We start from the raw sequence: 19,880 nt of genomic DNA, 5'->3' as shown, positions 1-19,880 counted from the left end.
CGTCAGAGCATGAGCCGGCGAGGAAATTGTTGGGATAATGCGCCGATGGAGCGGGTGTTCAGGAGCCTGAAAACCGAGTGGATACCGACCATGGGCTACACGACGGTCCAACAAGCTCAGCGGGATATCAGCCATTTTTTGATGCACCGGTACAACTGGATTCGACCGCACCAATTTAATGGTGGGCTGCCACCGGCTCAGGCTGAGAAAAAACTTAACGTCGTGTCCGGGATCAGTTGACCACTACACATTGACTCACCAGCGCGTGAGGCTCGGTTACTTGATAGGGGGCTTCAATCGTTCGCCGAACTATAGGTGAGTTCAAATCAGTGCCAGCCGTGGCGAGCGAGTTGTCACGGTCTAGCACTTGGAATCGGACCTTGCCATCGACCTGGGGAGGTTTGGGTTTGCGTTGTCGCTGCTTTTCCGATTTGGCCCAGTGGCCACGCCCAGGGAGAGGGATGCCGGCTTTGCGACAAGCTTTGGCGACCGCGACGTCGGAAACACCAATTTCGTGGGCCAGTTTGACCATGGGTGTTTGCCATACTTTTTCGAACAGTTCCACGACGGTGAAGCTCACGAATGTGTACATGCAGGCTGTCACCTTTGCTCATCGCGAATTTAAGGTCATAACACGGGGTGTCGCGGATGTTAAATTCCTGGAAACTCTGGATGCAACCGCCTATGAGGGTGCTCGTGTCTCTGGCACCGCGTACGCTGGAAAAGACAACATCGACTCGTTTGGCGTGTGCTCGTAGGTCGAGGACAGCACCGCACTGAGTCGATCGCCCAGCAGGTTCCAGGCGTTTTTCTTCTCGTCGGCATAGTCGTGATGCAAGTAATGGCGTCTCACCCGAGAGCCGGCCAGTACATGATTTTGGCAGCGATCAATGACATCCAGGCTAACGCCTAAGGCTTGCATCATGGTCGCCCCCGTACGGCGCAGATCATGCGGCGTCCAGTCGCCGTTTTGGCCGTCGGCAAGGACCAGGGTATCGTCATGGCACCGTCTGGAGAGGGCCTTGCGGTTTTTGAACCGGGCTTGACGGTCACCCACCTGCTTGCTCACCACTTTCACGTCCACATGTCCGTCATCCTGCTTGTTCGGAAAGCACCAGTGGGAGTCTCCCGTCAAGGTCTTGAGCTCCTGAAAGAAATGCAAGGCGAAGGGGGAGAGGAAGACATGGTGGTCCTGTTTCTTGCCCCGGGTGCCTTTGACGTTTTCGCTGGGGAGGAACCAGGTCTGCCGGTCCAGATCGACATTTTTCCATTCGGCCTGGAGCAATTCACCAATTCGGCACAGCGTGCCCAGGCTAATCCAGAGCGCGAGCTGCGTTTCCTTCTTTAGCGGACGAATGCCGTCGTATTTTTGGCCCGCGGGGAGGGCGTCGTAATCGGCGGTCATTTGCTGGAAGCGGTTGTGCAGTTCCAACAGCTCTGCCGGGGAAAGGATGCGGCTTCTTTCTGCCTCGTAGTCGGCCGGGATCAAGGGGGAGATGTCGACCAGTTCCGTCGGATCACCCTCGATCAATAAGGCCCGCCAGGGCTGACGTTTTCTGGCCCAGCTGAACATCTGGGTGAGGTCGGCGAAGAAGCTGATCGCTTGCCGGTAAGCGCCGCGGTTGACCACGGTGCGGATCAGCGCCCGAACATCGTGTTCGGAAACATTGTTCACCGCGGTCCTGCCAAGTGCCGGGAATAGGTCCTTGTTAAAACGGCGCTGCAACTCGGCATTGCCGTCTTTACGCGTGACGCCATCCAACAGCCAGGCGCTGGCCAGATCCTGGACGGTCAGCGTTTGCACCTTCACCGTTTTTACTTGTTCGGCCTCTACGTTAGCCGCGGCGTATGCCTGTGCCTTGGCGGTTTTTTTGTGTTCGTTGGGATTGATCTGCTCATCGATAAGCGCCCTGGCCTGGTTGCGCGCCTTGCGGATGTCCGTCAGGGATTTGCGCGGCCAGGTTCCGCAGGCGTACTCTTTATTTTGGTCGCCCCAGCGATAACGATAGAAAAAGCTGACCGACACGCCGTCCTTACGAACAGCGATTCGACCGGCCAGATTGCCATCCTCCCGGAGGATTCGGCCGGCATCGTTGGGAGTCAGCGACTCGAGTTCTTTAATCGTGATTTTGGCCATAAAATGGGTTCCCCCTACTTTTTCCCCCACAAAAACGTCGGCTCTTGATGGACGTTACTGGACTCTCGTAGAGCAGAACACCGCTGGAGCTCAAGTAAATACTAGCTTAGAAAAATCCAGAGTAAAATTTTGGAGTCTTTCAAGAAGTATGAAAAAGGAGATGGGGTGCTAGGGGTCGAGTGTTCGAATCACTCCGTCCCGACCATTATTCCTGAGTAAAATCAGACACTTGAGCCGATCAGATGGATCGGCTTTTTTGTGCCAGCGCAAAACCCGCGCAAAACTACCCGGTGATTTCGCTTATATTCAGGTCCGGAATTGCTTCGGACCAGATGATTTCCTCATGGTCCCGCTGGTAGTTTTTGGTCATACCCTCGCTTGCATGGCCTGCGATCTTCTGCTCATACTTTCCGGCTTTCTTGTACAGGTGCAGCGACAGCGCACGTACTTCGTGAAAGCCTGGCATCTCTTCTTCCTTCCACCCCGCGTAGCAGTTCGCAGCCTCCCGTACCTCCTTGAATGCTCGCGTCAAATACCTCTCTTCAACCTTCGTCCAGTGGTCCTTTGTCTGCGCCTGCTTCTGTTTCAGCCGATCCGGCTTACGGTGCACCAGGTACGGCGAAACTACATCATCGCGGCACCGGCTGATTACCGCCTGCAACTCGGGCGTGACCCTGAACCGAATCCAGGCCGCGTCTGTTGCCTTGGCAGTTTTCTTCTGCACCACGTAGAGAAACTCATCCCGAACCCCATCGAAACGCATGCCCAGGATGTCGGTTCGCCTCTGGGCGGTGATCAGCGCCAGGTCGATTGCGTTCTGTAGCCAGGTCGGTGCTTTTTCGCGGATAGCCTTCAGCCCATCGACGGTGTGGCGCTTGCGCAGTTTCTTCTCGATTCGGTTTATCGTGCTTGCTGCTGGGTTATCTGGGCACAGGTCTTTTGCTGCAGCGTGGTTGAAAATGTCCGCCAGGAGTGCACGGCACTGGTTCGCTGTGGGGGGCGTGAGTGCGTCTAACATTTCAGCAACCATGCGAATTGATATTTGGTCGACCGCCTTTCCTTCGAACTGACGGCGGAAGCGTCTGAAGTGCACCGCGTACACGCCGAGAGTGCCCTTGGCCAGCTCGCGCGGCGGCAGGACATCTCAATACCGTTAACGGTGCGCTTCAGCACATCAATCTGGCGATTCTCTGCCTCGATCAGCTTTTGCTTCTGGGCCAGCTCTTTGGCTTCCGCCTTTTCAATCTTGTCGTAGGCCTTTCCCAGTTGATCCTGGTACTTCGCCTGCTCCTCGATGGTGACCAAGCCGCCCTTGCGGGCGCGCTCCAGCAAGCCTTCGGCCTGAACCAGCGATTCCATACTCGAGATATTGCCCGTCATCGCCTTGTCGAGTTGACTGATGACGGAGATTTCCGCTACTGCGCTGTCAGTTGCCTTGCGACTTGCTCCAGCTTGTCGATCCCTGGCCGCTGTGGATTTATCGATGCTTTGCGCAACGTCCGCTTCTGCCAGCGCGAATGGGGTTTGGAGTTCGAAGCCTTCCAGCGCGTCTATGGCTGGTGGGAAAGCGCTGAGAACGCGAGCCTGTGCGAGCAGCACTACGAGGCGTTTTGGCTTTGTGCGGGTCGACTGGCCGCAGCGCGGTGACATGATTGTTATGCATGCGGGGCGGACAGTACACCCGAACCACGCCGGGATTTACCTGGGTACTGACACAGCGTTGCCCAGCGAAGAGTCAGGCACCTTCGGCCCTGGCCCATTCCTGCTGCACCACCTATACGGCAGGCGTCAGAAATTATCGTCTACGGCGGACCCGGGCATGACAGGACGCGCCTGGTCCTCAAGCACAAAGACGCAAAACAACCAACATGACGCAGCAGTGCCGCCCGGTCGCCACTGGCATTCCATCCACGCTGGACGCCCGGACAGCGGGTAGACTGCTGAAGATGCGAGGGAACTTTTTCTTGCGATAGTGTCAATTTGACATGCATCTGCGCAGCTCGCCAGGGATGCCGACGATGCTGGACGGATTTCCGGCAAACCAAGGAAGAAAACGATGAGATTGATTTTTGTAGTACTGCTTATGATTAGCAGCTATGCCTTTGCCGGCTGCGACAGCATTCGCGATTTAGACCAGCGTACCTACTGCAGGGCCAAGGAAGGCCGTGATAGCTGCAACTCTATCTCCTCCGGAGACCTGCGCTATACCTGTATCGCGGAAACCAGCGGCGGTACTTGCAGTAGCATCATCGACCCTGACCAGCGTTATTACTGCAATGCCAAGACCAATCATGGTAGTTGCGACTCGATCCACGACAGGGATCTACGCTATACCTGCATGGCTGAAACCAAAGGAGACAGCTGTAGTAGCATAATCGACAGTAATCAGCGCTATATGTGTGAGGCGAAAACCAACAACGGTAGTTGCAGCTCGATCACCGACACGGACCTGCGTGCCCAATGTGATGCTTTGAAGCATTGATTGCAGATCAGTAGATCGTATTTATTCCCGACAATTTAGATTTACCGCCTCTAATGCATCAATTTTTCAGCATCGACGACGCATAAAAAATTCACTGCCTGAGAGATTTCAAAGCAGGCAATGCTACAGTCCCGCCAAACCAAAGAGGGAACGACATACGGATTTTGATAGCGGTGGTACCGGTGGTGATGCTGGCTGGGTGTATGGTGCCAACCATGAACGAGGCTCGCCAATCTGGCCCTTACAAGGTTCTCACTTCCAAAAAAACGGACGCCGCGCTCGCTAAATGCGTCCAGTACGAATGGCAGAACCAGTCAATCTTCGGCGGTACGCCTGGGGCAACTCTTCAGCCTGGCCGCGATACGGGTTACACCGTGTTCACCGAGGGATCCCAGTACTTCGTTGACATCCAGCCTAAAGGCTCGGGGGCCGAAGCGAAGTATTACGTGGTGGTCGGAAACTGGATTGCGAATAAGCGATTGGCTGCACTGCAAGGTTGCCTATAGTCAGCACCACTTCATCAAAGGCTCGCTTCGGCGGGCTTTTTTATTGTCCGGAGAAAAGTCAGTGGCAGCTTGCCATCAATTATCAGCCCATGACCACGATCTTGCTTTACGGTCAACCTCGACAGTTTGGCCGGTCCTTCCGCATGGCTGTGAATTCACCAGCAGAGTCGATCAAGGCGCTGTGTGTGCAGATCCCCGGATTTGAACGCTTCCTATCGAACGCCAAATCACGGGGGATTGAGTTCGCCGTATTCCGAGGAAAGACGAACCTGGCAGAAAAGGAGCTTGGGTTTGCGGGCGGCGGCGATATTCGAATTGCCCCGATCATCACCGGCAGTAAACGCGGCGGGGCGCTGCAAACCATCATCGGCGCTGTGCTGATTGTTGTCGGCCTTGTCATAACCGGCGGCACGTTCGGCGCCGGTGCACCCTTCGGTTCCGCGCTGATCATGATGGGTGGATCGATGGTGCTGGGCGGCGTGATTCAAATGCTCAGCCCCCAAGCCGGCGGCCTCAAAACCAGCGCAGCGCCAGAGAACACACCCGGCTACGCCTTCGGCAGCGCCAAGAACACCACGGCCTCCGGTAACCCGGTACCGCTCTGCATTGGCGAGCGCCGGTGGGGAGGTGCGATTATCAGCGCCGAGATATACGCCGAAGACCGAGTGTAATCACCACCTGCAGAACCGCAACCGCCCGAGAGGCGGTTTTTTATTGCCTGGAGAAAAGCATGGGCGCAGCATGCAAAATCGACGTCTATGGAGCCAAGGGCGGCTCACGGTGACCGTTGCTTACTCCGTTACGCCTGCGAGCCAGAACAGTCGGTGGGTCACTGGCGATAAAATACGATGCCTGCTACCCGAGCATCGCCTCAACCTCTGCAAGCGTGACCTGCGGGACCACACTGTCCGGAATTCTTGAAATGTCAGAGAGGTTATAAACCATGAAGTCCTCGCCCATGACCTTTTTGGACATCAACTCGAGCGACGGCAGTATGCGTGTGAAGTAGTGTTGGTCGAGTCCGCAGGGAGAGTTTTTCGATTCCTGGGTCTCGTAAAACCTTCCAGCGTTTTCGTCCAGATCCACCCCGACGAGAAAAACCTTGCTGAATCCGACGTGGAAGGCCAACTGTATCGCCAGATAGGCCACGGTTCTTGCGTCAAAGAAGCCCTGGCTCATGTCTTTACTGAATCCCAGCAGTCTTTTGCGATGGGGTAGCAAGGGATGATTGACGACCAACGTGCGGCGTCTACCCAGCATAGAATCCAGCCAAGAAGGTCTTTTAGCTTTGGTCAGCGGATACAGACGTCCGGCTGGGCGAGCACGCGACGATCGCCCGTGGTCTTCCCAAAGCGCGACCCTCTGGCTGATCGCCATGGCGTGTTTGAATAATTCCGGCTGCTGTTCGGAAAAGCTTCTATCCGTGCAGGCATAAAAATACGGTTTGACGTCGGTGTCCTGAAACATGGAGATAGCGCCATTCATCGTGATCATCGGCACGTGCGCAAATTTCTCGAGAGAAAACGACTTTGCCGATGCGCCTGAAGCGATGATGAAAACGGCACCTGTTTCAATGTGCCGACAAGAGCCGAAATCCTGCGTAGTCAGGCAACGTTTGTTTGAACGCTGTCGCGCTGAATCTCGCATGTACAAAGCCTGCTTGATATTGTCCACAGGCTTCGCATTGACGAGGGACGTCTGTTTCATCGGGCCCTACCTTGCGGCTAAAGGTAAATACGTATATCAGCCGACCCGATGACGGGCACTGAGTTCCCTTTAAAACGTCTGCCCCATGGAGAACTGAAACACCTGCTTCTGCGCGTTCTCAGGCGTACGAATCGGATACGCCAGGTTCACACTCAACGGCCCAAGCGGGCTGTACCACGTCCCCCCCACACCCAACCGTACGTGTTACTTGTGCTCACGGATGGGGCGTTCATGAGCCATTTCGTAGCAATTTCCTACGTAAGCCTTCCGCTTATCCTTCGACATTTGCAATCTATTCAATCTGAATCAATCGCTTGGCGCATCTCGGCAAAGTTGGCACACATTCTGCTTTTTTGTATTCGTGGATAATTGGATACAAAAATTCAAAAGGTGCTGCCGATGCAATTTGCCCCCGCTTATGTTGACCGTCAGCCCCTCACCGCAGAGGAGGAGGCCTACAACTTCCTGCTCGATGCTATTTGTGGTGGTCGCTATCGCAAAGGTGACCGGCTGATCGCCGAAGACATCGCCAGCGAGATCGGCATGAGCCGCATGCCGGTACGTGAAGCCTTCCGCCGCCTGGATGCACATGGCCTGGTGACGTTGCGGCCGAACCGTGGCGCCATCGTCAGCGGACTGGATATCGACGAATTGCACGAGGTGTTCGAAATGCGCAGTGCCCTCGAAGGCCTGGCGGTGCGCGTCGCGGTGGGTCGTATCGGCGAGCGTCAGTTGGCTGCGCTGGAGCGCATGCTCGATGAGATGGACGACTACCGCGACGAAAGCGCCGCGTGGGTCAGCCGCCACCGCGCCTTCCACGAATACCTGTGCAGCCTCAGCGGTCGGCCGCGCCTGTTGAAGCAGATATCGGCGCTCTATTCGCTGGTGGAAGCGCCCATGCGCCTGTGGCTGCAACACGGCGAAAAACCCCTCAGCGCACGCCAGGAACATGCGGTGATCCTCGATGCGATTCGCGCCGGTGACGCCGCCCGCGCCGAAGCCGTGGTGCGCGAGCACATCGAAGGCACGGTGCCGGCGCTGATCCAGTTCCTGCAAACCGAAAAATAACAAAGACCTGCTGTGTTTTGACGTTGAGTCCTGCCCCCCCGTTGTACCCACGAACTGGAGTGTCTGGTCATGCATAAACGCCGCGCCTTGCTGGTGGCTGTCTCCCTCGGTCTCTTTACTCAATGGGCCTGCGCTGCACCGCAGGTGCCGGATCGCCTATTAACGGTCGACAAACTCACCTACTGCTCGGGGATGGATTCACCGCCCCTGGTGTCCTTCGACGAAACGCAGAAACCGCGTGGGCTCACGGTCGACCTCGGCCTTGAGATCGCCAAGCGCCTGGGCGATAAAAATGTGCAGTGGCGGGTCATCCCATTCTCCGGGCTGGTGCCGGCGCTGCTCGCCCAGCAGTGCGACATGATCGTCGACCAGCTGTTCGACAAGCCCGAACGCCGCCAAGTGATCGACATCGTCAACTACATGTATTCCAGCCAATCGGTAGTAGTGCCCAAGGGTAATCCCAAAGGCATCAAGACCCTCGATGATCTGTCCGGGCACAAGGTTGCCGTACTCAACGGTTCTACCATCAAGACCCTGCTGGACACGCAAAACGACAACCTGGCCAAGGCCGGCAAGCCGCCGATGAAACTGGTGGTCTACAACACCGACACCGATGCGTTCCAGGCCCTGCGCATCAGCCAAGTTGACGCCTACGGCACTACCGTGGAAACCGCCGGCTACTACGCCGCGATGGCCCCGGACCTGTTCCAGGAAGGCGTGCCGGCGTTCAGCCGGATCCTCACCGGCTTGGGCATGCGCAAGGACGACCCGCAACTGACCGCCGCCGTGCAGCAGGTGATCAGCGACATGCGCAGCGATGGCAGCTACGTCGCGTTGCTGAATAAATGGCATGTCAGCAGCGACACTCTCGACTGAGGTTTCCCGCAATGAACTTCAATTGGGATGTGTTCTGGCAGTACCTGTTGCAGCCCAGCGGGGTGTACCTCACCGGGCTGTGGCTGACGTGCCTGATCGCCGTGTCGGCGATGTTGCTGGGCTGCGCACTGGGCCTGGCGGCGGCGCTGTTGCGCTTGTCAAAGAACCCGCTGCTGCACCTGCCGGTGCGTTTTTATGTGTGGCTGATGCGCGGCACGCCATTGCTGGTGCAGATTGTGTTCCTGTACACGGCGCTGGCGGCGGGCGGGATTTTCCGCTTTGAGGATATCGATCTGTTTGGCCTGGTTGTCCCCGGCAACATCCAGGCGGCGATTATTGCGTTGGGCCTGAATGAAGGTGCGTACATGGCCGAGATCATCCGTGCCGGCATCGGTGCGGTGGACAAGGGCCAGTACGAGGCCGGACGTTCACTCGGCATGGGTTTCGCCAAGCTGATGCGGCGCATCGTGCTGCCCCAGGCGTTCCGGGTGATCGTGCCGCCGCTGGGCAACGAGTTCAACGTGATGCTCAAGAACACCACCCTGGTCAGCGTGATCGGTGTGCAGGAGTTGCTGCTCAGCACCCAAATGGTCACCTCGGCAACGTTCCGCGTGTTCGAGCTGTACCTGGTGGTGGCGATCTACTTCCTGATGCTCACTACGCTGTGGGGCTTTTTCCAGCGCTGGCTGGAGGCGCGTTTCGGCCAGTCCGACCGGCCTTCCGCGCCACCGCCGGCGGCCAGTCGCATGTTCGGGCGCAACACCCTTAAATTGCTGAGGGGACGCTAACCATGGCGCACCAAAGTGAAGAACTGATCATCGAAGCGCTGGATATCCACAAGTCGTTTGGCACGCTGCAGATCCTCAAGGGCATTTCCCTGCAAGTACGACGCGGCGAAGTGGTGGTGCTGATCGGCGCCTCCGGCTCCGGCAAGACCACCTTTATCCGCTGCATCAACCTGCTCGAAGACATCCAGGGCGGGCGTATTCGCGTCAACGGCCGCGCCATGGGCTACCGCGAACGCAACGACGGCAGCCTGGTGCGCGATTCGGAGCGCAATATCGCCCGCCAGCGCCGCGACATCGGCATGGTGTTCCAGCGTTTCAACCTGTTCCCTCATATGACTGCGCTGGAAAACATCATCGAAGCGCCGATCCAGGTGCTCGGCACGCCACGCGCCGAAGCGTTGGAACTGGCTCATGGATTACTGGCGCGCGTGGGCCTGGCGGACAAGGCCAACCATTATCCGTCGATGCTCTCCGGCGGCCAGCAGCAACGGGTGGCCATTGCCCGTGCCCTGGCGATGAAACCCCAGGCCATGTTGTTTGACGAACCCACCAGCGCCCTCGACCCTGAAACCGTCGGCGAAGTGCTGCAGGTGATGAAGGAGCTCGCCGAGGAGGGCATGACCATGGTGGTGGTCACCCATGAAATGGGCTTTGCCCGTGAAGTGGCGGACCGCGTGGTGGTGCTCGACCAGGGCGAACTCATCGAACAAGGGCCGCCGGAACAGATTTTCAGCCACCCCAGCCACCCCCGTACCCGGGCCTTTCTCAGCCGCGTGTTATGACCTTTCCAAGGAAATCCGTCATGCGTGTATCAAGTTTGTTTGCGGTGCTGTGCTGCGCCGCCGTTGTGCCGATGAGCCAGGCTGCCACGCCTGTGGCCAAGGTCTACAATTGGTCCGACTACATCGGCCCTGACACCTTGAAGAACTTCGAGAAAGACAGCGGCATCAAGGTGCAATACGACATCTTCGACACCAATGAAATGCTTGAAGCCAATTTGCTCTGGGCATTCGGGTTACGACCTGGTGGTGCCGTCCAGCCAGTTCCTGACCAAGCAGATTCGTGCCGGCGCCTACCAACCGTTGCAACGTAACGTGCTGGATAACTGGAAGCACCTCGACCCACGCCTGATGCAACGCCTGGACGCCGCTGATGGACCCGAAAGTCAGCGGTAACCCGGGCATCTACCCCGGTGACGACGTAATCAACCATACCTTTGTCTCCGCCGACCTGCCGGAAAATATCCAGCGCCTGATGACCCGGGAATGGAACCGCATCAAGTTCGGCCAATGAATTGAAGAGCCTTTGCCATGTTGAAATTTTCTGCGCACGAGTATCCCTATCCCTCGCAACGCCAGAGCGTGTTTGCCAAGCGTGGCATGGTCGCGGCGTCCCAGCCCCTGGCCGCCCAGGCCGGCATCGAGATCATGCAAAAGGGCGGCAACGCTATTGATGCCGCCATCGCCACGGCGGCCGCGTTGACGGTGGTCGAGCCCACTGGCTGCGGCCTGGGCGGCGATGCGTTTGCCCTGGTCTGGTGCAAAGGCCAGTTGCACGGCCTGAACGGCAACGGCCATGCGCCGGCGGCCCTGAGTATCGAGACGGTCAAGGCGGCGGGGCACGATCAAATGCCGCTGTACGGGTGGACCCCAGTCACCGTACCGGGCTGCCCATCGGCTTGGGCCGAGCTGTCGCAACGCTTCGGCAAGTTACCGTTTGCCGAGTTGCTGCAACCAGCGATCAGCCTGGCGCGCGACGGTTTCCCGCTGTCGCCGGTGGTTGCTCATCAATGGCAGATTGCGTTGGATGAGTTCACGCCTCATCGCGACCCAGTGCTGGCGGCCTGGTTCGACACTTTCCTGATCGACGGCCGCGCACCACGGGCTGGGGAGATTTTCCGCAACCCGGCGCAGGCCCGCACCTTGGAAGAGCTTGCCGCCACTCGCTGCGAAAGCTTGTATCGCGGCGCCCTGGCCGAACGCCTGGACGCCCACTCCCGCGCCAGCGGCGGTTACCTGCGCGCCAGCGATCTCAAGGACTACCGCGCCCAGTGGGTGGAGCCGATCCACATCAACTACCGGGGCGTGGATGTCTGGGAAATTCCACCCAGCGGCCAGGGCCTTGTGGCGCTGATGGCGCTGAACATCCTCGAAGGCTTCAGCTTCGATCACCGCGACAGTCAGCAAACCTGGCACCGCCAGTTGGAGGCGATGAAACTTGCCTACAGCGACGGCCTGCACTACATCACCGACCCACTGCACATGCGCGTGGCCGTCGCCGATCTGCTCAGCGATGACTACAGCACCCGTCGCCGTAGCCAGATCGGTGATCAGGCTCAGCCACCGAAGCCAGGAGACCCACACGCCAGTGGCACGGTCTACCTGGCCACGGCGGACGCCGAAGGCAATATGGTCTCCTTCATTCAGAGCAACTACCACGGCTTTGGCTCCGGTGTGGTGCTGCCCGACAGCGGCATCGCCCTGCAGAACCGTGGTCAGGAATTCAGCCTCGACCCGGCCCATGCCAACTGCCTGGCGCCGGGCAAGAAAACCTTCCACACCATCATTCCCGGCTTCCTCACCAAGGACGGCAAGGCGCTGGGCCCGTTCGGCGTGATGGGCGGCTATATGCAGCCCCAGGGCCATGTGCAGATGGTGATGAACCTGGTGGACTTCGGCCTCAACCCGCAAGCGGCCTTGGACGCGCCGCGCTGGCAATGGCTGGGCGACATGAAAGTCGGCATTGAGCAGGGCGCCTCCCGCGACCTGGCCAATGCCCTGGCGCGGCGTGGGCATCAGGTACAAATCGCCAGCGACCTCACTGACTTCGGGCGTGGGCAGATCATCCTGCGTGATCCGGTCAGTGGTGTATTGTGCGGCGGCACCGAGCCCAGGGCGGATTCAACGATCGCAGTGTGGTAAGCGGAAAATTGGCGGAGCTTGTCCCTTTTTTTCATCTCGCCTGTCATTCAAGGCAAGTGAACAATATCGAGAGCTTCCGCCAATGCCCGTAGTCCGCCCCTTGCTGAAACTGAGCCTGTTGCTGAGCCTCAGCGCCAGCCCGTTATTCGCTGCCGTCAGCTATGCCGAAGACACTGCCGCCCGCCGCAGCTACCAGGTGCCGGCCGGCAGCCTGAGCGCGGCACTCACCCGGTTTGCCGGGTTGGCAGGCGTCAACCTGTCGGTAGACCCGGCCCTGGTCAGCGGTCGTACCAGCAGTGGTTTGTCCGGTGAGTACGCCGTCGAGGAGGGCTTCGCCCGCTTGCTGCAAGGCTCCGGCCTGCAACTGCAACCCATGGGGGCACAGGCCTACATGTTGGTGCCGGCGCCGGATGGCAGCCGCCTGGAACTGGCGCCGACCTCAATCCTTGGCACCACCGGCCTGTATGACGGCGACACTTACGCCGGTGGGCAAGTGGCGCGCCGTGGCTCGCAGGGTTTGCTGGGCACACGGGACTTTATGGAAACCCCGTTCAGCATGACCACCTACACCGCTGACGCGGTGAAAAACCAGCAGGCGCGCACCTTGGGCGACCTGATCGCCAGCGACCCGTCAGTGCGCGCGACCAACCCGGCCGGTGGGCGTTATGAGCAGTTCACCATTCGCGGTTTCAGCCTGTTCAACAGCGATGTGTCGTACAACGGTCTCTATGGCGTACTGCCGACCTACACCATCGACATGGAAATGGCCGACCGCGTCGACATCTTCAAAGGTCCCACCCAGTTGATCAACGGCATCTCACCGCGCGGCAGCGTCGGTGGCGGGATCAACGTAGTGCCCAAGCGCGCCACCGACAAGGACATCAACTCGTTTACCGGCAACTGGACCTCCGACAGCCAGGCTGGCGGCGCGGTGGATGTGGGGCGACGCTTCGGTGAGGACAACATGTTCGGCATCCGCTTCAACGGCGTGAAGCAGTCCGGCGACACCGAGTGGGACCACCAGCGCGTCGACCGCGAAATGGCTGTGTTGGGCCTGGACTTTCGCGGCGAGCGCCTGCGCCTTTCCACCGATATCGGCCACACCGAACGCAATACCGATGCACCGCAAGAGCGCGTGCAGGTGGCGGCCGCAGCGCCGGTGCCCAGCGCCAACGATGTGCGCCGCAACTACGCGCAATCCTGGAGCAAGGCCAGCACCAACGACACCTTCGGCACGGTCAACGCTGAGTACGACCTCAGCGATAACATGATGCTGTATGGCGGCGTGGGCGCGCGTAAAAGCAACCACGACTTTCTGCGTCACGCGGTGTCCGTCACCAATGCGGCTGGCGCGTTCACTGTGCAGCCGCGGGATTTCACCCGCGATGAAAACGTACGCACCTACACCGCTGGCGTGCGCAACTGGTTCCATACCGGGCCGGTGAGCCATGAGGTCAACCTGGCGGCCAGCTACTTCGACATGGACTTCACCAACGGCGGCGCCCGCTTCGGGACGGCGACGAGTAACCTCTACAACCCGGTGCAAACGCCCGCGCCGTCCACGGCGATACGTCAGGACGCCAAGGTCTACACCGAAAACAAATTCAGCGGCGTGGCCTTGTCCGACACCCTGGGGTTCTTCGACGACCGCCTGCTGCTCACCCTCGGCGCGCGTTGGCAGCGCGTCAAGGTGGATGACTGGAGCGACGGCATCAAAGGCAAAACTGGCTATGACGAAGAAAAGGTCTCGCCGTCCGGTGGCCTCCTGTTCAAGGCCACCGACAAGCTGTCGCTGTACGCCAACTACATGGAAGGCTTGAGCCAGGGCAAGATCGCGCCGTCGACCTCGAGCAACGAGGACGAAATCTTCCCGCCGTTCATCAGCCGTCAGGTGGAAGTGGGCGCCAAATACGACGCCGGCGCCTTTGCCGTGACCGCCGCTGTGTTCCGCATCAAGCAGCCGGCCTATGAAACCAACGCCACCTCGCGGTTGTTCGGCCCCAACGGCAAGCGTCAGAACTCCGGTGTGGAGCTGAGTGTATTCGGCGAGCCGCTCAAGGGCGTGCGCCTGCTGGGCGGGGTGATGTACATCGACAGCGAACTGAAGGACACCACCAACGGCGCCTGGGACGGCAACCGCGCCCCGGCGACGCCTAAATACAACGTTAACCTGGGCGCCGAATGGGATGTGCCGGGCCTTGAAGGCCTGACGTTGACCAGCCGTGGCATTTATTCCAGCTCGCAGTACCTGGACCAGTCCAACGTCAAGGAAATCGATGCGTGGAACCGCGTCGACGTCGGCGCGCGGTATGGGTTCAACGTGGATGACAAGCACATCACCTTGCGCGCGAATGTGGAGAACGTCGCCGATAAACGCTACTGGAGCTCGGCCGGGGCGTCGGACGACAGCGAGCCGGGGTTGACCTTGTCGACACCGCGTACCTACTTGCTGTCAGCCACCATCGACTTCTAACGGCCGTACACCGATCAAAAGTGTGGGAGGCCGGCTTGCCTGCTCCCACACGTGATTGTCGGTGTTAATGAGAATGTGTTTTGATCGCGCCGCCCCAATATGGAATAGTACCCGCCGTTTTCCCCAACAGGTCTAGCTGGGGTGTTCCAACGCCGAGGTCCTTGTCATGCGAATGTTGCGCTCCATCCCCACCTTTGCCGCCTGCCTCTTGGCGTTCTCTTCAAACCTGCTGAGCGCCGCCCCGATCGACCTCAATGACGGCCAGCACACGGTGCATCTGCCGGATGCGCCCAAGCGTGTGGTGGTGCTGGAGTTTTCCTTTCTCGACAGTTTGGCTGCCGTTGACGTAACGCCCGTTGGCGCCGCCGATGATGGTGACGCCAACCGCGTGTTGCCCCGTGTGCGCCAGGCTATCGGTGAGTGGAAGTCCGTAGGCCTGCGCTCGCAGCCGAGCATCGAGGAAATCGCCCGGCTCAAGCCCGACCTGATCGTCGCAGACCTCAATCGCCACCAGGCGTTGTACAGCGACTTGGCGAGCATCGCGCCGACGCTGTTGCTGCCCTCGCGTGGTGAGGATTACCAAGGCAGCCTTAAATCTGCCGAGCTGATCGGCAAGGCGCTGGGCAAGAGCGCGCAGATGGAAGCGCGTATCCAGAAGAACCGTGAAAACCTCAACGCCATCGCGCAACAGATTCCCGCTGGCGCCAGCGTGCTGTTCGGCGTCGCCCGTGAAGACAGCTTCTCCGTGCACGGCCCCGACTCCTACGCGGGCAGCGTGTTGCAGGCCATCGGCCTGAAAGTCCCATCGGTACGCGCCAACGCCGCGCCCACCGAATTTGTCAGCCTGGAGCAACTGCTCGCCCTCGACCCGGGCTGGTTGCTGGTAGGCCATTACCGGCGCCCCAGCATCGTCGACAGCTGGAGCAAGCAGCCGTTGTGGCAAGTGCTCAGCGCCGTGCGTAACAAGCAGGTAGCCGAAGTCGATGGCGACAGCTGGGCGCGCAACCGTGGCGTGCTGGCCTCGGAGCAGATCGCCGAAGATGCGCTTGCGATTCTTAAAGGCGGCAAAGCCGTGTTGAGCCAGTAAGCGTGCAACGCAGTTTTGCGGCGACAGGCATTGTAGGGCTGGGCGCGTTGTTGTTCTGGCTCTCGCTGTACAGCGCGTCGCCGTTCACGCTCACGGCGGCGGACGCCTGGAATGGGCTGGTCCATCAAGGCCGGGTAGGTGGCAACATGGCTTATATCGTCGCCCAGTTGCGCGTGCCGCGTGCCGTGTGTGCCGCGTTGGTCGGTGCCTGCCTGGGCCTGGCCGGCGCGCTGATGCAGGGCATTACGCGCAACCGTCTGGCCTCGCCGTCCTTGTTTGGTGTGACAGCGGGCGCGGCGTTGGGCTTGGCCCTGTTTTCCACCGGCCTGGTCGCACCGCCCTTTGCCGGTGGTGCATTGTTGATGACCTGTCTGGGCGGCGCGTTGGCCTGGATCACGGTATTCAGCCTTGGCGGCGCCTGGTCGCCGACCACGGCCCAGGGCCGCCTGGTCTTGGCCGGCGTTGCGGTAGCGGCATTGTGCGCGGCACTGACCCGGCTCACGGTGATTCTGGTCGAGGCCCAGGCGCAAAGCGTGCTCAACTGGCTGGCCGGCTCCCTGGCCAATGTCGGCGCCGCGCAAGTGCAGTTGCTCTGGCCGTGCACCTTGATTGGCGGGCTGTGGGCGCTCTGGTGTGCACCGCGCCTGAACCTGATCAACCTCGGCGAAGACGCCGCACGCTCGTTGGGTGTGGGCATCGCCAACCTGCGTTTGCAGGTATTTATCGCCAGCCTGTTGCTGGTGGGGGCGAGTGTCTGCGCCGTGGGGCCGATCGGTTTTGTCGGGTTGATCGCGCCGAATATTCTTCGCCAGTTCCTCGGTAATGACTACCGCTGGCTGATCCCGCTGAGCGCAGCGTTGGGCGCGGTGATCGTGCTGGGGGCTGACCTGCTCAGTCGCGCAGTGGCCTTCCCGGTGGAAACGCCGGCTGGCGTGGTCACTGCGTTGATCGGCGCACCGTTCTTTCTCTTTCTTGCCAGGCGCGCCTTATGATCCGGCCACGATTGCGCCTATGGTTGCTGCTCGGCTTGTTGCTGCTGGCAACCTTGGTCAGCCTCAGCGCCGGCACCCTGTGGCTCACGCTCGACACCGTGCTGGACCGCCTGCTGGCCCACGATGCACTCGACTTCGAAGTATGGAACCACCGCCTGCCACGCAGCCTGATCGCGATCTTCGCAGGTGCAGCCTTTGGCCTGGCCGGGGCGATTGTGCAGGGCGTGATCCGCAACCCGTTGGCTTCGCCGGAAATTCTCGGCGTGACCCAGGGCGCGGGGCTGGCGCTGACCGTGGCGATCATCAGCTGGCCGCACTTGCCAATTGCCTGGCTCCCGCTGGTGGGCTGTTTGGGCGGGGCGGCTGGCGCGTTGCTGCTGGCGCTGTACAACACCGGGGTGAGTTTTTCCGGGGTGCGCTTTGCGTTGTCCGGGGTGGCGATTGCGGTGACCTTATCCAGCGTTACCGAGTTTCTGATCCTGTCCCACCCGCTGGATATCAACACCGCACTGCTCGCGCTGACCGGTAGCCTGTGGAGCCGCAATTGGCACCATGTGACGCTGTTGCTGCCGTTCCTGGTACTGATCCCCGTGAGCCTGTGCCTGGCCAAGCCGCTGAACCTGATCGCCCTCGGCGATGAGGCCGCCCACAGCCTCGGCACTGCACTGAACCGCACGCGCTGGCTGGCAATGGCCTGCGCGGTGTTGCTGACCAGCCTGGGCGTGGGCGTGATCGGGCCGATTGGGTTTATCGGCCTGGTCGCACCGCATATGGCGCGGCGGTTGGTGGGTGGGCATCACCAGTATCTGCTGGCGGCGTCGATGCTGATCGGTGCACTGTTACTGGTGCTGGCCGACACGTTGGGACGCACGTTGATCGCGCCCAGCGAAATTCCCGCCGGGGTGCTCACGGCGGTGATTGGCGCGCCGTATTTTCTTTGGTTGCTGGCACGGTTCAAGGGCTGATGACATGAGTATTCTTCAAGCACATCAACTCGATATTGGCTACGGCGCGACACGCATCGTGCAAGGGTTGTCCTTCACGCCACCCACCGGAAAGGTCACTGCGCTGATCGGGCCGAACGGCTGCGGCAAGTCCACCTTGCTCAAGGCGTTTGCGCGCATCCTCAAGCCGACCCAGGGCGAACTGACGTTGGAGGGCCAAGCCTATGCCAGCCTGTCCGCACGCCAATTAGCGCGGCAGATTGCGTTTCTGCCGCAAGTGTTGCCGGTGCCGGAGGGCGTCAGCGTGCGCCAGTTGGTCGCTTATGGCCGCAGCCCGCATAACTCATTGTGGGGACGCCTCAGCGGCAGCGATCAATCCCATGTGACCCAGGCCATGCAGCGTCTGGAACTGGACACCCTGGCCGACCGCGCCCTGGCGGATCTATCCGGTGGTCAACGCCAACGTGCCTGGCTGGCCATGGTGTTGGCGCAGAACGCGCCGGTGGTGTTGCTGGATGAGCCCACGACCTACCTCGACATCAGCCACCAGGTTGAACTGCTCGACCTGATGGGCGAACTGGCCGCTGAAGGGAAGACGGTGATTACCGTGCTGCACGATATCAACCAAGCTTGCCGTTATGCCGACCACCTGGCGGTGATGCACGTCGGCAAGCTGGTGGCCGACGGCGCGCCGGGGGAAGTGATCAGTGCCGAGCTAATGCGGCAGGTGTTTGAGGTGCAGGTGCAGATCATCAATGAACCGGTGTCCGGCACGCCCATGTGCGTGGTAGAAAAAAGCACCCGCAATTGCGCCTGAGCGGTTAAAAATGTGTGCGGGCTTGCTCGCGAATGCGGTGGGTCAGTCGCTGGATGCATCAGCTGACACGTCCTCTTCGCGAGCAAGCCCGCCACATGTTTGATCTCAGTTGGACTCAGATATCCATACCACTTTGCTGAGGTCAATTGCCTTGGGCAACAACGGATTCTGATAAAACAAATCCGCCGTGGCTTGCTGCGCCTGGATGATCTACTCGTCAATCGGCAGACTCGGTGACGGCGGGCGGTTATCCATATACCGCGCAGCCACGTCGGAGGGCAGGCCCATAAAGGGGGTCAACACGTTGAGGCTGTCTTCACGCGGGCTGCGGGTAAGCGCTGGAACCTGTTGGACTGCCGCTTGATCGAACGGGAAAGCCCCCGAGCTTTATTTGCGGCTCAGGGCCGATTTGGATACGGTGCAAGCCTGCCCACAAGGACGTCCTCATGAAAGAATCCGCCCCCAAGACCCGTCGCGCACCCAAAGGTGAAAAACGCCGCAAAGAGCTGCTGGACGCAGCCTTGCAGGTGTTTTCCCTGGAGGGTTACAGCGGCGCCTCGATGGCCCAAGTCGCAGCGATCGTCGGTATTTCAGTGGCCGGTCTGTTGCACCACTTCCCCAGCAAAATTTCGCTATTGATGGGCGTGTTGCAGCGTCGCGACGAGGTCAATCAACGGATTGCCGACGAAGTGCGGGCCGAAAAAACCCTCAATGGCTTGCTCGGTAGCCTGCGTGCCATCAACCGCTCGAACGCCACGGCGCCGGGGGTGGTGCGGGCGTTTACGATTCTGAATGCCGAAAGCTTGCTGGACACCCACCCGGCGTGGACGTGGTTCCAGGCGCGCTATGCGGCGATTCATCAGCGGATGCAGGGACAGTTTGACGACCTGGTGGCGGCGGGGGAGGTGCGCAGTGATGTGGACATCGCCGGGCTGGTGGAAGAGATTCTGGCCATGATGGATGGGTTGCAGGTCCAATGGCTGCGCTTTCCCGAGCGGGTGGACCTGGTGGCGCGTTTCGATACCTACATTGCGCGGGTCGAAGCGGCCATCAGAACCTGAGTCTCATCCGCCTGATGTATG

19 protein-coding genes and 6 pseudogenes are annotated in these 19,880 nt (G+C 60.0%); 18 read left to right on the top strand and 7 right to left on the bottom strand.

From position 1 onward, the window contains the following. Window positions 1–240, top strand: a 240-nt coding sequence (locus AACY08_RS02215) for an integrase core domain-containing protein (protein ID WP_339467728.1), incomplete at its 5' end; no start/stop codon positions are given. Here the strand turns inward: AACY08_RS02215 and AACY08_RS02210 are convergent. The 4 genes and pseudogenes from AACY08_RS02210 to AACY08_RS02195 all read right to left on the bottom strand — a co-directional run. Continuing rightward, window positions 233–592 (bottom strand): hypothetical protein, encoded by a 360-nt coding sequence (locus AACY08_RS02210; RefSeq protein ID WP_339467726.1) that lies wholly within the window; start codon window positions 590–592, stop codon window positions 233–235. The two genes, AACY08_RS02215 and AACY08_RS02210, sit on opposite strands and share 8 nt — an antisense overlap. A 90-nt stretch (window positions 593–682) precedes the next feature. Next, the gene (locus AACY08_RS02205; RefSeq protein WP_058421011.1) at window positions 683–2,137 is read right to left on the bottom strand and encodes a tyrosine-type recombinase/integrase; all 1,455 of its coding nucleotides are present in this window, start codon (window positions 2,135–2,137) and stop codon (window positions 683–685) included. A gap of 283 nt (window positions 2,138–2,420) precedes the next feature. Next, window positions 2,421–3,281: pseudogene (locus AACY08_RS02200) on the bottom strand (tyrosine-type recombinase/integrase); the annotation flags it as partial. Continuing rightward, window positions 3,281–3,646 (bottom strand): annotated as a pseudogene (locus AACY08_RS02195) (phage tail tape measure protein); the annotation flags it as partial. The pseudogenes AACY08_RS02195 and AACY08_RS02200, both read right to left, overlap by 1 nt. Here AACY08_RS02195 and AACY08_RS02190 point away from each other — a divergent pair. From AACY08_RS02190 to AACY08_RS02175, 4 genes and pseudogenes are all read left to right on the top strand, one after another. Next, window positions 3,647–4,009: pseudogene (locus AACY08_RS02190) on the top strand (NlpC/P60 family protein); the annotation flags it as partial. A 184-nt stretch (window positions 4,010–4,193) separates the two neighbouring features. Then, a complete protein-coding gene (locus tag AACY08_RS02185; RefSeq protein WP_339467723.1) occupies window positions 4,194–4,619 on the top strand; it encodes a hypothetical protein in 426 nt (141 codons plus the stop codon). 215 nt (window positions 4,620–4,834) lie between these two features. Continuing rightward, window positions 4,835–5,125, top strand: a complete 291-nt coding sequence (locus tag AACY08_RS02180) for a hypothetical protein (protein WP_339467720.1) — start codon at window positions 4,835–4,837, stop codon at window positions 5,123–5,125. An 89-nt stretch (window positions 5,126–5,214) separates the two neighbouring features. Then, a complete protein-coding gene (locus tag AACY08_RS02175; RefSeq protein WP_339467717.1) occupies window positions 5,215–5,796 on the top strand; it encodes a tail assembly protein in 582 nt (193 codons plus the stop codon). Between the two features lie 184 nt (window positions 5,797–5,980). Here AACY08_RS02175 and AACY08_RS02170 read toward each other — a convergent pair whose 3' ends face one another. Both AACY08_RS02170 and AACY08_RS02165 read right to left on the bottom strand, forming a co-directional pair. Further along, the gene (locus tag AACY08_RS02170; protein WP_339467715.1) at window positions 5,981–6,832 is read right to left on the bottom strand and encodes a lipopolysaccharide biosynthesis protein; all 852 of its coding nucleotides are present in this window, start codon (window positions 6,830–6,832) and stop codon (window positions 5,981–5,983) included. A gap of 69 nt (window positions 6,833–6,901) precedes the next feature. After that, window positions 6,902–7,027, bottom strand: a pseudogene (locus AACY08_RS02165) (BamA/TamA family outer membrane protein); the annotation flags it as partial. A gap of 204 nt (window positions 7,028–7,231) precedes the next feature. Here AACY08_RS02165 and AACY08_RS02160 point away from each other — a divergent pair. The 12 genes and pseudogenes from AACY08_RS02160 (at window position 7,232) to fecE (ending at window position 18,798) form a co-directional block, all read left to right on the top strand. After that, on the top strand, window positions 7,232–7,900 hold the full coding sequence (locus AACY08_RS02160; RefSeq protein WP_339467712.1) for a GntR family transcriptional regulator: 669 nt from the start codon (window positions 7,232–7,234) through the stop codon (window positions 7,898–7,900). 69 nt (window positions 7,901–7,969) lie between these two features. Next, complete coding sequence (locus AACY08_RS02155; RefSeq protein ID WP_339467710.1) at window positions 7,970–8,776, top strand: ABC transporter substrate-binding protein; 807 nt, start codon at window positions 7,970–7,972, stop codon at window positions 8,774–8,776. A gap of 11 nt (window positions 8,777–8,787) precedes the next feature. Then, complete coding sequence (locus AACY08_RS02150; RefSeq protein ID WP_065874057.1) at window positions 8,788–9,564, top strand: amino acid ABC transporter permease; 777 nt, start codon at window positions 8,788–8,790, stop codon at window positions 9,562–9,564. Window positions 9,565–9,566: 2 nt separating this feature from the next. Next, window positions 9,567–10,346 carry an amino acid ABC transporter ATP-binding protein gene (locus AACY08_RS02145; RefSeq protein WP_339467708.1) on the top strand — a complete coding sequence of 260 codons (780 nt, stop codon included), beginning with the start codon at window positions 9,567–9,569 and terminating at the stop codon, window positions 10,344–10,346. A 20-nt stretch (window positions 10,347–10,366) separates the two neighbouring features. Then, window positions 10,367–10,718 (top strand): annotated as a pseudogene (locus AACY08_RS02140) (spermidine/putrescine ABC transporter substrate-binding protein PotF); the annotation flags it as partial. Then, window positions 10,717–10,857: a hypothetical protein gene (locus AACY08_RS02135; RefSeq protein WP_339467706.1), complete on the top strand. Its 141-nt coding sequence runs from the start codon at window positions 10,717–10,719 to the stop codon at window positions 10,855–10,857. The pseudogene AACY08_RS02140 and the gene AACY08_RS02135, both read left to right, overlap by 2 nt. Window positions 10,858–10,874: 17 nt before the next feature. Next, window positions 10,875–12,485 carry a gamma-glutamyltransferase family protein gene (locus AACY08_RS02130; protein ID WP_339467704.1) on the top strand — a complete coding sequence of 537 codons (1,611 nt, stop codon included), beginning with the start codon at window positions 10,875–10,877 and terminating at the stop codon, window positions 12,483–12,485. A gap of 82 nt (window positions 12,486–12,567) precedes the next feature. Continuing rightward, the gene (locus AACY08_RS02125) at window positions 12,568–14,958 is read left to right on the top strand and encodes a TonB-dependent receptor (protein WP_339467702.1); all 2,391 of its coding nucleotides are present in this window, start codon (window positions 12,568–12,570) and stop codon (window positions 14,956–14,958) included. Between the two features lie 172 nt (window positions 14,959–15,130). After that, the gene (locus tag AACY08_RS02120; RefSeq protein WP_445262016.1) at window positions 15,131–16,045 is read left to right on the top strand and encodes a Fe(3+) dicitrate ABC transporter substrate-binding protein FecB; all 915 of its coding nucleotides are present in this window, start codon (window positions 15,131–15,133) and stop codon (window positions 16,043–16,045) included. Between the two features lie 2 nt (window positions 16,046–16,047). Further along, the gene (gene fecC, locus AACY08_RS02115) at window positions 16,048–17,037 is read left to right on the top strand and encodes an iron-dicitrate ABC transporter permease FecC (RefSeq protein WP_339467697.1); all 990 of its coding nucleotides are present in this window, start codon (window positions 16,048–16,050) and stop codon (window positions 17,035–17,037) included. Beyond that, window positions 17,034–18,002 (top strand): iron chelate uptake ABC transporter family permease subunit, encoded by a 969-nt coding sequence (locus AACY08_RS02110; protein ID WP_339467695.1) that lies wholly within the window; start codon window positions 17,034–17,036, stop codon window positions 18,000–18,002. Before fecC ends, AACY08_RS02110 begins: the two co-directional genes overlap by 4 nt. Window positions 18,003–18,006: 4 nt before the next feature. Then, a complete protein-coding gene (fecE, locus tag AACY08_RS02105; protein ID WP_339467693.1) occupies window positions 18,007–18,798 on the top strand; it encodes a Fe(3+) dicitrate ABC transporter ATP-binding protein FecE in 792 nt (263 codons plus the stop codon). Window positions 18,799–18,903: 105 nt separating this feature from the next. Here the strand turns inward: fecE and AACY08_RS02100 are convergent. Beyond that, window positions 18,904–19,140: pseudogene (locus AACY08_RS02100) on the bottom strand (aliphatic sulfonate ABC transporter substrate-binding protein); the annotation flags it as partial. A gap of 104 nt (window positions 19,141–19,244) precedes the next feature. On the opposite strand from AACY08_RS02100, the gene AACY08_RS02095 reads away from it, so the two are divergent. After that, a complete protein-coding gene (locus AACY08_RS02095) occupies window positions 19,245–19,859 on the top strand; it encodes a TetR/AcrR family transcriptional regulator (protein ID WP_339467691.1) in 615 nt (204 codons plus the stop codon). The last annotated feature ends 21 nt before the right edge of the window (window positions 19,860–19,880 follow it).

Origin of the sequence: Pseudomonas sp. EL_65y_Pfl1_R83 (assembly GCF_963970695.1) — a bacterium.
GTDB lineage: Bacteria > Pseudomonadota > Gammaproteobacteria > Pseudomonadales > Pseudomonadaceae > Aquipseudomonas > Aquipseudomonas tritici.
The sequence above is the reverse complement of the archived record's forward strand: the minus strand, read 5'-3'. Positions and strand labels throughout refer to the sequence as shown.